The organism is Streptomyces sp. NPDC033229, assembly GCF_055576875.1.
Genome location: NZ_JBVIQR010000087.1, coordinates 1 through 11,717 on the forward strand (window position 1 = coordinate 1; position 11,717 = coordinate 11,717).

11 protein-coding genes and 1 pseudogene are annotated in these 11,717 nt (G+C 66.3%); 4 read left to right on the top strand and 8 right to left on the bottom strand.

Going from position 1 to position 11,717, the window contains the following annotated elements; all coding sequences use genetic code 11:
- Positions 1-259 precede the first annotated feature (259 nt).
- The 6 genes from ACZ53N_RS34665 to ACZ53N_RS34690 all read right to left on the bottom strand — a co-directional run bounded on the left by ACZ53N_RS34665 (position 260) and on the right by ACZ53N_RS34690 (position 6,187).
- The gene (locus ACZ53N_RS34665) at positions 260-679 is read right to left on the bottom strand and encodes a hypothetical protein (RefSeq protein ID WP_469144753.1); all 420 of its coding nucleotides are present in this window, start codon (positions 677-679) and stop codon (positions 260-262) included.
- Positions 680-776: 97 nt separating this feature from the next.
- Positions 777-1,064 carry a hypothetical protein gene (locus ACZ53N_RS34670; protein WP_469144754.1) on the bottom strand — a complete coding sequence of 96 codons (288 nt, stop codon included), beginning with the start codon at positions 1,062-1,064 and terminating at the stop codon, positions 777-779.
- A 156-nt stretch (positions 1,065-1,220) separates the two neighbouring features.
- Positions 1,221-1,676 (bottom strand): hypothetical protein, encoded by a 456-nt coding sequence (locus ACZ53N_RS34675; protein WP_469144755.1) that lies wholly within the window; start codon positions 1,674-1,676, stop codon positions 1,221-1,223.
- Positions 1,677-2,001: 325 nt separating this feature from the next.
- Complete coding sequence (locus tag ACZ53N_RS34680) at positions 2,002-2,646, bottom strand: hypothetical protein (protein WP_469144756.1); 645 nt, start codon at positions 2,644-2,646, stop codon at positions 2,002-2,004.
- Between the two features lie 504 nt (positions 2,647-3,150).
- The gene (locus ACZ53N_RS34685; RefSeq protein ID WP_469144757.1) at positions 3,151-3,798 is read right to left on the bottom strand and encodes a pentapeptide repeat-containing protein; all 648 of its coding nucleotides are present in this window, start codon (positions 3,796-3,798) and stop codon (positions 3,151-3,153) included.
- The gene (locus ACZ53N_RS34690; RefSeq protein ID WP_469144758.1) at positions 3,779-6,187 is read right to left on the bottom strand and encodes a hypothetical protein; all 2,409 of its coding nucleotides are present in this window, start codon (positions 6,185-6,187) and stop codon (positions 3,779-3,781) included. The genes ACZ53N_RS34685 and ACZ53N_RS34690 overlap by 20 nt, the downstream gene beginning before the upstream one ends.
- Positions 6,188-6,548: 361 nt before the next feature.
- Here ACZ53N_RS34690 and ACZ53N_RS34695 point away from each other — a divergent pair, with 361 nt between their 5' ends.
- The gene (locus ACZ53N_RS34695; RefSeq protein ID WP_469144759.1) at positions 6,549-6,959 is read left to right on the top strand and encodes a VOC family protein; all 411 of its coding nucleotides are present in this window, start codon (positions 6,549-6,551) and stop codon (positions 6,957-6,959) included.
- Positions 6,960-7,088: 129 nt separating this feature from the next.
- Complete coding sequence (locus ACZ53N_RS34700; RefSeq protein ID WP_469144760.1) at positions 7,089-7,298, top strand: hypothetical protein; 210 nt, start codon at positions 7,089-7,091, stop codon at positions 7,296-7,298.
- 186 nt (positions 7,299-7,484) lie between these two features.
- Here ACZ53N_RS34700 and ACZ53N_RS34705 read toward each other — a convergent pair whose 3' ends face one another.
- Positions 7,485-9,503 (bottom strand): PLL family lectin, encoded by a 2,019-nt coding sequence (locus ACZ53N_RS34705; protein ID WP_469144761.1) that lies wholly within the window; start codon positions 9,501-9,503, stop codon positions 7,485-7,487.
- 166 nt (positions 9,504-9,669) lie between these two features.
- Positions 9,670-10,230 carry a TetR/AcrR family transcriptional regulator gene (locus ACZ53N_RS34710; protein WP_469144762.1) on the bottom strand — a complete coding sequence of 187 codons (561 nt, stop codon included), beginning with the start codon at positions 10,228-10,230 and terminating at the stop codon, positions 9,670-9,672.
- A 96-nt stretch (positions 10,231-10,326) separates the two neighbouring features.
- Here ACZ53N_RS34710 and ACZ53N_RS34715 point away from each other — a divergent pair, with 96 nt between their 5' ends.
- Positions 10,327-10,929 (top strand): DUF2867 domain-containing protein, encoded by a 603-nt coding sequence (locus ACZ53N_RS34715; protein ID WP_469144763.1) that lies wholly within the window; start codon positions 10,327-10,329, stop codon positions 10,927-10,929.
- 193 nt (positions 10,930-11,122) lie between these two features.
- Positions 11,123-11,717 (top strand): annotated as a pseudogene (locus ACZ53N_RS34720) (hypothetical protein); the annotation flags it as partial.

Sequence of the window (11,717 nt, forward strand, 5' to 3'; positions counted from 1 at the left end):
CTCGTCAACGACACGTCGCCGCCCTCGTAGCTCACCGCTCCAGACCAAGATCAACTGCTTAGCGTTAATGGCTGTACCGCTGGTCCCCAAGGCCGTTGACGCTCGCGGCGAGCTGCTCCGCGCGTTGCGCTGCATCGTCAACGGGCAACCTATGACGCGGGACTGTAACCATTTATGGGGCCCTCCTAAGAGCCACACGACCTCCGTCACCGCTGGGCCACCCTCGGTCGCGACCGACGCGGGTGGCCCAGCAGGTCGGTCACGTCGCGAGGAATTCGCGGATTCCCGCCAGCGGGTCGTGCCCGTTCTCCTCGGCGTACTGACGTCGGCGCGCGTCAACCCTGTCGGGAAGAGCCAGGCAGCAGTAGTCCCAGAAGTCGACCAGCACCCGGAACGCGTCGTCGAGGGTGTAATCACCCTGAACGTCTTCGACGAAGAAGTTCTCCACCCTCACGCCCTGCGGGCTGATGGTGACGGTGTGCGCGTTTCCGTCCAGATCCTCCGGCGCGAAGCCCGGGTTGGCCTTGGCCTGGGCCACCAGGTCGATCGCTTCCAGGACGGACAGCGGCGAGAGCTGAATATCGGCCGTGACCCACTCTCCCAGGGTGCTCAGCCCGTCCGGCCCGGAGAACTCCGGCACCTCGAACGCGTCTTCAACGTAGTACCGAGTGCGGATCACTGCGGAGATCTCCTTCACTCCTTGGGCGTGAGCGGGTAGACGGTCTCCGCGTCCCCCCGGCAGAGCCGCCGCGTGCTTCTCCAGCTTGCCCGTACCGCTAACCCGGCGGCAACGGCTGCTCCGGCGCACCATTGAACAGGTAGGCATACATGGCTCTAAGGTAGGCCTGCAGGGTTTCCCTGTCGGGGAATTCAATATCGGTCAGCCGCTCGTATTCGGCTGGCCCAAATGAGTCGTCTGACATGATCTGCTCGAACCCTGCACGGATCAATTCCACGTAGGAATCGCTGAAGCTCAACAGAGTGGGCCTCAGATAGCCACTCGCCTCATACCCTCGCTCGAGATCGAGATGTACTCTGAGGAAACTTTTTAAACGCGCGTCCATTGAAGCTCTTCCTTAAGGATGCCGACCGGCACCGGGTTGGCAAACATGGCGTGGAGACGGTATTTCCCATCGGGCTTGTTTTGGCTGAGACCAGCCGATAACAGCCCGTCCGGCGCTTGAGGACATCGCCGCGCAGCGCTGGTGCACCTCGGTGCGTCATTCCGCGTCGTCGAACCGCGCCGACAAACGCAGAGTGAGTTCTGCCCTGGCCAGCATCCGGGGAATCTCGATCGGGAGACTGGCGAATTCCTTCTTCACTACATCGGCCGGGTCGATGCGACGAGTGACGCCGTCCCGCCCCGTCGCCTCGACCACATACCGATATCCGCGGGGCACACTGGGGTCGTCCGCCACCTGCCACCGCGCTCCGTGCTTCTGGATGAGGTAATCGGCGACGTAGGACATCAGATCGCTGAGCAGCGTGATCCAGTCCGACTGCTCGAACTCACTCAGCGGAACGCGTGAGACATAGGACTGGAGGGCGGGGATGAGACTCATCGGGTCGCGGGTATAGATCTCGGGTGCCACCCCGAGCATGTCAGCGACATCGACGATGTTCCGGCGCCCCTCCTCGATCCATCCCTGGAGATCCGGTTCGCCTGCCTTGGTCACGCCTTGAGCCTTCCGTCGCCTTCTACTTCTTGGGGCGGGTCCGTACTCGACGAAGGTAAAGCGAGCCTGGCTGAGATAGGCCCTCAGGGCCTGCGATGGGGGAGCGTGCAGAACGACCCAGCACGAATCGAATTTCGGATCCACGCGGCGCAGCGTAGGTCCTTGTTGAGCTGTTCATCGATCGCGTGATCGCGCCATCGATGTTGCTCGACGACTGCCCGTCGAAATCCGCGCCGAGTAATTCAGGATAGGTCAGGCCTCACAGGTACTGGCGCCGCCACCCACAGGTTTAGCAGTGATCACAGCAATGTGCTCCGGGCTGAACCTAGCCAAATGCCGCATCGGTGAGGTCCGGTCCTCGCCCGTCGATGATGTCGGGAGCTTTGAGACCGTGGCCTTCTGCTCGACCGTAGTACGTCGGCTCGCCGGGCTCCGCCTCGACTCCGAGCACGTGAACGAGCTCCTGCAGGGCTGACGCAAGCCGCGGCGCGTTGGCGGCATGGATGGCCGGGTGGGGCTCGCCCCGGAAATCACACAGACCCCATACATCGTGGTACACAGACAGTTCGGCCGAAGGGCCGATCTCATCGGGTGACACCATCAGTTCGACCAGACGGTACTCCTTGTAGCGCCTACCGCTCGCGTCGAACCACGCGCCGGATCCCAGCACAAGGATTGCGCCCATTTCCGCCTGCGGATGACCGGTCGGTTGACAGGCACGGAGGGCATCGAGCAATGCCGGATCATCGAGCGAACGACCGACAAGGTCCAAGCGGCTGTGGACACCGAGGCCGCCCTTTCCGGCCTGGAACCAGTGCCACTCAAGCGCGTCCGGCTCCATCAAAGCGTGCTTCTGGAGCACCGCACTCATGCGCCCCGCGATCCTGAGCGCGGACTCCAGACCAGGCTCCGCCACGTCATCCAGGTCCCAGGACCACGAGCCACATTCCCTCGGCGCGCGCGGCAGCATGCCCGTGAAACTCCCTTATCGCTCGTCAGCGAATACGTGTCCAACTCGCCCAGCCAACTCCGCTCGATCAGGTGCTTGGGCAGGTAGTCGGACTTGACCTCGGTCGGAGCCACACGACCTCGACCTCCGTGACCGATGAGTCACCCTCGGTCGCGACCGGCGCGGGTGACCCAGCGGGTGCGGTCACGTCACGAGGAATTCGCGGATTCCGGAAAGGGGCGCGCCCGCCCTATTGCGGGGGGGGGGGGGGGAGCTACCCGGTGCGATCACTTCGACCTGCCCGCCCCGATCGCCGATCCATTCCTCAAGCTCCGCGCCGGCCAGCGCTCGGGAGGATTCGTCGCTGACGACTGTGACCGGTCCGAAAACAGTGCCTGTCAGGCCACGCACCACAGTGGAGTCGTCGACTGTGACCTTGACCCGCAACTCGCGCGCTGCTTCAGGATCGACCGGGAGCGCATTCGACTCCCATTGCTTACGGGTACCAGAAGGGCCGGTCACGGCCTACTTCACCGGACCACGCGGAGGGATCACTCGAACCTCTCCGCCCCGCTCGCTAATCCACGCTTCGAGTTCTGCACCGGCCAGCTCCCGAGAGGTTTCGCCACTGAATACCGTGATCGGCCCGAAAACCGTTCCTGTCAGGCCATGTACCACTGTGGAGTCGTCTACTTTGATCTCGAAGAGGTTCTCGTTCATCACTGCATCGGTCAGGTCCGCCCCCCTCATATCCGTGTCGATCAGCAAAGCCCCAAGGAACTTCGCCCCACGGAAGCTCGCTCCCGACGCATCGACATCGCTCAGCGAAGCCCGGACCATGTCCGCTCCGTCGAGCCGCGCCGATCGGAGAACGGCATCGTCCAGGTTCGCCCTGACGAGATCCGCTCCGGTGAGGTCCGCCTCCGTCAGGTCCGCCGACTGCAGGTCGGCTCGGTAGAAGGACGCACCGACAAGTCGCACACCCACGAGAACCGCCTCAGTGAACCATGCGTTCGAGAAGTCCCCGCCCGAGAGGTCTGCGCCACGGAAGTCGCGCTCGATGCCGTTGAGGTTGTATTCCTCCGAGGCAAGCCATTCGTGCAGTTGCCGCGTGGCTTCCGGATTGGCCGGGAGCACAGCCGGCTTCCAGTTCTTACGGGTACCAGATGACACGATCTCCCCAACCGCGGCTTTCCACAGCAGCCCTGACGCTGTCGATCGCCGCTTGATTCGCGTTCCGAATGTCGATGATGACTATACGTCCGCGCTTTACGATCTGCTTCTCCAGCTGCTTTTTGATCCATGCGTCGCAATTTGCAGGGTCGTACGCACCCTTGAACGGCCCGGACTTGTCGCGAATGTTATTGAACGGCGGATAGTCGGAGTGGACACCCTTGATGTCATAGTACTCGCCAGTGGTCTCGGAGTAGAATTCACCCATATCGGCATCCGGACGGCGGATATCCGCCGGGAGGCGCCCATTCTCCCGCAGGTCGAGGCCGACCCGCGCCTCATCCATCGATTTATCATTGATGTGGCCCTTGTGGTCCGGGTCGTGCCTCAGGTGATCGAATTCCGCCGGAGCTCGCTTTTCCACCTCATCGAGGTGACTCCAGTGCGCGGCCTTCTCCTCAGCGGTCAGCTCCGGAACAGGCTCGTTCGCACGCTCGCCAGGCGTCGCGCCTGTCTCGCCCGTGGTGCTCGACTTGCCGGTCTCGGCGTGCTCCTTCTCCTCCCCGCCGGACGCGGGCTTCTCCGCCTGGCCGTCGGCACCGGTGCCGGACCCGTGATCGCCGGAACCTGAGGCGGGGGTGTCGCCACCCACGTCGTTGCCGTGAGGCCCCTCGCCACCAGGGGTGGCCTGAGAGTGGCCGCCGTGCCCGCCAGCACCGACGCCCGTACCCGGCGTATCACCGTGACCGCCGGTGCCATGCCCCGCGCCACCACCGCCCGCAGTGTGGGGGCCGCCCCCGCCCGACGATGCGTGCGAGCCCGTGCCCGAGCCGCCGCCGGCCGAGTGGCCTGCGGCGTGGCCCCCCGTGGACGGCGTGTTCGGCGTGGTGCCGCCACCCGGGTGCGCCGAACCCGGCGGGTGATTCGCGGAGTTCTCCACGCGGCTGGGGCCGCCCGCGCCTTCGAGGACCCTTGACTCGTCCTTGACCGGAGCGGTCTCGTGCTCCTTGACGTTCGGCAGGTCGTCCTTGTGCGGCTCGGGGTGAGGAGCCGTGTCGGGAACGACGTTGCCGTGCTCGTCCCGGATGAAACCGTCGTTACCGATGACGCGCTTGTTGCCCTCGGGGTCGGTGTACTCACGACCGGCAGGCGTCTCGCCCGTGTGAGCCGAGGGCGCGTTGGCCTCTCCCGGATGCGGCGAGTTCCCCGTGGGCACGTTGCGGGCCATGTCGTCCAGGCCCGCCTGGCTGGCCTTCAGGCCCGCCATGAGGTCGCCGACCTTGAGTTTGGCGACGCTGCCGGCCTTGATGACGTACGACATTGGGTCGAGGATCACGCCCGCCTTGCCCACCACGGTCGCCAGCTTCGCGCCCGCGCCCAGCTTCCCGGCCTCACCGGCCTGGCCCGCCTTGCCAAGCTTGAGGAACGCGCCCGCGCCAAGGGTGACAACGTTGAACGCAACGTTCCCGAACGCCCGGGAAGGATCCTTCTCCCACTGGTCCCACGCGACGAAAGACTTCGCGAAGCCGCGCAGGGCGGCCTTCTGCTTGTCGGTGTCGCTGTGGTCGGTCGGGCCGAACATCTTGTCCATGGCCCACTCGTACGGCGTCGCAACGTACGCGCTGACACCGCCGAAGACATTACCGATGCCCGTCCAGGTCTTCTTGAACGTGTCCTGGTCGAAGACATTGACCATGCCGACGAGACCCTTGACGCTGCCCCAGGCACCGTCGGCGAAGAAGCCCTTCAGCCCACCGCCGACGTTGTCCTTCGTCCACTCCCACGCGGCCCGCAGTCCCGTGTGCTCACGCTTGTCGACCGTGCCCCAAGGGGTCTTCTTGGCGTCCTTGACGTCGCTTTCCTTGAAGCCGTACATACCCGGCTTGTGCGAACCGTCGTCGACGACGAAGTGCAGCTTGCTGCCCACCAACGCCGCGATCTTGTTAGCGGTATCGCGCTCCACGCCCTGGAACGCCACCCAGGTCATGCCGACCTCACGGACAAGTCGCGCGTTCTCGGCGATCTTGTCGCCGTCCTTCTTCCAGTCGTCGTCATCCTTGTTCTCCGTGACGAACTTCTTCGCGTCCTCACGGAGCTTGTCCATCTTGTCGACCAGCGGCTTCGCGGTCGTCGCGAAGCTGTGCAGCGCGCTGCCGGCGGACTCCAGCTTCTTCGCGAAGTCATCCGCCTTGTCCCGCACCGGGGCCGTCGAGTTGAGCAGTTGCTCCTTCTCGGGGGCGTCGTAGACCGGATCCAGGGTCTGGAACGCGGTATGAACGTCCCTGCCCGTGGTGCGGATGCTGGAGGCGGTCTTTTTCAGAGCCGCCGCGTGCTTCTCCAGCTCCTCCAGCTTGCCCGTGAAGGTCGGTATCTTCCCGAGTTCGATCACTTCTTGGGCCCCTGCCCCTTCATCTCTTCCGGAGCCGAGGTCCTGGAGCGCCCGCGTAAGCCGAGCAGCTCGATTTTCCACTTGGCCACGACGTCTCCCCCCGTCCTACGAAACGTTTCTTCCCAACCACCACGGCGTCAGCAGATGCCAGTGCACCGACCCCGTCCGTCCGGGTGACACTCTGCCAGGCGCCACTGACGGCCGGCCCCGGGGGCCGCCTCCTCCAGGGCGTGGCCGGCCGGGCTTCGGCTGCGGCGCTCTCACCAGGACGGCGGCCCTTGACATGCGGAGGGGTCGGCGTTGCTGGAGAAAGGGGCACAGGTGCCCACGCGCATCCTGGCCACCACCCATGGAGGATTCAATGCCGTTCGCTCCCTGCATGAGCGTCAAGGACACCGCCACGAGCATCGCGTTCTACAAGAAGCTCGGCTTCGATATCGATTCCAGCACCGCCCGGCCCGGGGACGACATTCACATGCTGCTCTACCAGGGCGGATTCTGCGGGATGCTCTACAGCAACGACGACCTGAAGAAGTGGCTGCCCGTCCTGGCGGACACGCCCATCGGCTTCGCCGGGATGCTCTACCTCGGCGTCGACGATTTCGACGCCGCCTACGACCACATCGCCCAGCACGCCGAGATCACCAAGGACACCGTCACCGACCACAACGGACAGCGCATGTTCTACTTCCGCGACCCGGACGGCTACGTCATCGGTATCAACGACAATGCCGCCTTGCAGGCCAGCGACCTCGGCCAGAAGTACGCCTGACCGAACACGGCGCGTACGGCCTCACGAGCGCCTGTGCGGCGCTCCCGCGCCCTCCCCCACAGCCGTTTGTCGGCCATCTTGGCGGACATGGTTCGCTCACCACCCATACGGCCTATCAAGGGGAACCCCATGAAGCCCATGCACCGCGTTCTCGCCACCGCCGCCGCCACGCTTCTGCTCGGGATCGGGAGTGCCGCGATGGCCGCACCGGCGCATGCCGAGGTCCACATCAACGTGCTCGGCCTGATCGGCGCCGACGCGAACGGGGTCATCAATCTGACGGGGCCGGGCGGCGGCCCCATCCTCACGCTGCCGAACGTGCTCTCGGGCGTGGTCTGACGGACCACCGCAACGTTTTCCCTTTCCCGATCCCAAACACGCGCACTATCGTGAGCGGTGAACCACCCGTGCGCTCAGTGGAGTTGCCCCCGGCGCACCTCCACGGTGCCCGGGGCCGTCGGTGTCACACCGCCGCCCTATCCATCCGAAGCAGAGCGTCACCGGGCCACGACATATGGCAGCTTCTCAGCGGCGGTACATCACGTACAGCTTGTTGCCGTGGGAGGCGGCGGCCGGTTCGTCCATCAGCTTGATGGCTTTGGTGCCGCTGACGTAATGGGTGCCGCTCCAGGTGGTGTTGTCGTGGGTCGCCGCGCGCAGGTAACCGTCCTCGTCGCGCAAGCACATCCACAGTTTGCCGCCGTGGGAGGCGAGGGCGACGCCGTTGGGGGTGCGCCAGTTCGGGATGGTGCCGTGGCTGGTCCAACCCGTGGCGCCGGACGCGGTGCTGGCGTACAGCTTGCTGTCCTGTCCGCGGGCGATGCGCCATGTATTGGCGCCGGCCATGCAGATGGCGACGGGCTTGTTCACCGCCCAGTCCAGGGTGTCCGCGAAGATCGGTTCCCAGCCGTGGCCGTGCTGGAGGCTGTGGTGGACGGTGTGGTCGCCGCCCACGTGGGTCAGATACAGCTTGCCCTCGTAGCCCCCCATGGACGGCGCCATGGCCGAGCCGGTCCTGTCCCACCTGGTCGACGCCCCCCATGTCGAGGTGGCCTCGTTGAAGGTGCGCGTGTACAGCTTGTGATCGGTGCCGGTGACGCAGTAGTGCAGCTTGCCGGTGGCCACGCCCAGGGCGGGGGCGTAGTAGCTGAGGTCCCCCAGCATCAGCTCGGGCTTGCGCCACACCCCGTTCTCCAGGCGCGTCCACACCACCGCCCCGTCGGTGCGCACGAACGAGGCATAGAGCTGGCCCTTGTACGAGCACAGGGCCGGGGGCGTGTTGCTCTGCCACGGCAGGGTGATCGGCTTGCCCCAGGTCTCGCCGCCGCGGACGGCGTATTCCAGGGTTCCAGTGGGGAAGGGAATCTGGTCGCCCGCGTACTTCACTCGCAGTTCGTGGTGGCCGTCTCCGTTGAAGTGCCAGGAGGTGTTGCCGCGGTGGGCGAGCACGGCCAGGTCCTGTTTGTCCATGCCGATGAATCGCTGGCAGGACATGTCGTCGTAGTTGCGGAAGACGTCGATGATGGAGATGAAGATCTTCCCGAGCTCCCAGGCCATTCCCACCCACGGGGGAGTGATCATCAGGCCGTAGTCCGCGATCATCAGCAGCGCGTCGATGATGATGACCGCCGCGTTCAGCTTTTCCTTCAGGTTGGCCCACCACTCCTCGCTGCTGTGGTCGGCCTCCCAGACCTGGATCGTCGTGCCTAGGAACCCGCTGGAGTTCCCCTCGAAGAGGACCTTCTTGTTGCCGTCGAAGTAGCGGGTATCGCCCCGCTTGACGGCCCCGAACTCCCCCGAGTCGTACGTGGCGCCCGCGCCTCCGCCGACGCCGGTGGCGGCGGTCCAGTAGATCTCGTCCCGGCCCTGGCCCTGGTCCCCCACAGCCCGGTGCACGTAGAAGCTCTCCAGCTCCAGCTTCACCCGGAACGTCGCCGTCGCGCTGCCGGCCTCCCGGCCCTCATCGCCCTCGCCCGGTGTGTTCTGCGCCTGCCCGGCACCATCCTCGGCGGTGCCGGAGGTCATGGGCTGGGCGGTGCGTGAGAACCCGGTGACCGCGAACCCGGTCTGCCGCATCGCCTCGATGAAGGCCGGGTCCTCCGGCTCCCCGGCCGCCGCCGCGACGGGGCCCACGACCTGCACGTTCGGACACGCCAGGGCCTCGGCCATGAGGTGCGGTAAGTCCTGACACAGGTCCGCTATCGCGTATCCCTGGTTCACCGACCGGCTCGTGATCCTTTCGGGGACCGCCGCGAGCCGTCCCTGAGCGGTCACCAGCTCCCGGTACGCCCGGCCCCACTGCCGCATTTCCGCGTCCGAGAGCGCCCCTCCCAGAGCGTCGAGCAGCACACGCTCCAGATCGGTGGGTGTCTTGCCCTGCCGCACCCGGTCGGCACCGTGCAGCATCGCCCCCAGCAGCATGTTGCCGTGGGTGCCCTGCCCCACCGCCAACGCCCGTCCCGCACGGTCCTGCGAACGCTGCCCCGACAACAGCCCCCGCAACCGCTCCACACGCTCTTCCGGAGTCGTGCTCTTGCTGGTCATCTGTCCCCACCCTCTGTCCGGCCCTGACCCCCAGCGGGCGCGGGCCGGGGCCAGACGTTACGCACCCCACCGCGCAAGATCAGCCACTGTCGGTGACCGGTCAGGTAAAGGGCCGAAAGGTATTGCTCGCGGCGGGGGGCGGCCGGAGCGCCCACGCAGGGGGCGGCTACGCCAGTAGCCGTTGCCGGATCAGCTCCATCACTTCCGCGCGGCTCCGCTTGCCGTTGTCCGCGGCGTTGAAGTGGTTGCCGATGCGCACCGAGACGGCGAGCAGGCAGCGGACCTCGACCTCGTCCTCGTCGGGGCAGAAGGCGGAGAACAGGGAACGCAGGTAGTCCATACGGCGGTTGTCGACGCGGCGCAGGCGCTCGGCGACGGCCGGGTCGCGGCGGGCCCAGTCGCGGATCGCCATATCGGCGGTGGTGCCCCGCACCGGCCCGTCCGTGGCGGCGGCGACGATGGTGAACAGTCGCTCCAGCCTGGTCCTGGCGTCTCCCCCACCGCTCTCGACCTGCTCGATCACGCCCTCGGCGACCTCGTACTCCCAGGTGTCGAGCATTTCGGTGAGCAGCGCGTCCCGGTTGCGGAAGTACCCGTAGAAGCCGCCCTTGCTGACGCCGAGCGCCTGCGCCAGCACCTCGATCCGGACGGCTTCGGGGCCGCCCGCGCCCAGTGCCCGCAGGCCTTCCTCGATCCACTTGCCGCGTGGCGTACGGGTCGCCCCCATGCTGTGTGCCTCCTCACGCCCCGGCCGAGTATACGGCGCCGTATAGCTCGGCCTAGACTCGTTCTATACGCCACCGTATAGATATGGGGCCTGCTCATGCGACTTCCCCGAACCGCCCACACCGACCGCCCCTGGCGGATCCACGAGATCGCCGCCGACTTCACGGTCGAGGATGTGTGGGCACTCCCCACCCCCGGCGGACCCGACGATCTCGTGTGGCTGGTGCGCCAGACCGCCGAGGGAATGAGGAGCGGGGTGAACGGGGAAGGCCTCGCCTCCCGCGCGCTCTTCGCCGTCCGCTGGAAACTCGGAGCGCTGCTCGGCTGGGACAAGCCCGGCACCGGTATCGGCGCCCGGCGGCCTTCCCTGCGCGACCGGATGCCGGCGGACCTCCGCGACGGCCCCCGGGGTCCCGACCTCGGTTCGTCCCCGTTCACCCCCCTCTATCTGCGGGACGACGAGTGGGCTGCCGAGATGGCCAACAAGACCGTGCACGGGGTGATGCACATCGGCTGGGTCCCGGACGGGTCCGGCGGCTACCGGGGCCAGATGGCCGTCCTGGTGAAGCCGAACGGGCTGTTCGGCACCCTCTACATGGCCGGTATCAAGCCCTTCCGGTACATCGGGGTGTACCCGGCGCTCCTGCGCTCCATCGGCCGCCAGTGGCAGGCGAACGCCGCCGAACGAAGCGCGCGCTGATCCCTTACGGGCGTTGTCGGTCAGTAATGAACTATCCCGACCAGCAACGTAGTTGAGCGCATCCTGGGGCGCGAGCCTTGCGGTACGGTGACCGCGAATCGGTTGCTTCGTCACGAAAACGAAGCGGCCCTCGACGGTGCGGCAAACACCGGTCGAGGGCCTACACCACGAGGACTTGTAAGGAGTCCCCAGGATGCTCCGGCATGTTATCGCCCCTGAGCGTTTCTTCACTCAGGTATCGAACGAGATCATCCGCCACCCCCGCCTGTCGGCGGCTGCCGTGCGGCTGCTGATGTGGCAGCTGTCGCTTCCGAGCAGCGTGGACGAGCCGCTGTGGGCGACGGCGGAGAACGCGGGGATCAAGAAGGGCGCGTTCACCGTCGCGAAGCGGGAGCTGAAGGCGGAGGGCTACTTCCATGAGTGGAAGCTCCAGGTCGCGGGCGGGAAGTGGCACACGAAGCAGATGGTGTCCAACGTCGTCCTGTCACCCGAGGAAGCAGTGGCCGTACGGGACGGATCCCCGCAGGTCGCACCGACTGCCCCGGAACCGGCCGCCGGTGAACCGACAGACCCGTCCGTCGGCCGTTACCCAACAAACACAGAGGGAAAGAAAGACAACCCTCCCTCCCAGCCCTCCCACGTCCCGGAACCGCTGATCGAGCGCGGGGGACTGATCCTCGCCTCCCTCTCCCACAAGGAACGGCGGCTGCGCCTCAACGGCCGCGACATCCAGCAACTCGCCGCCCTCGCAGGCGAATGGCTCCTGCGCGGCGCGACGGCGAAGGACC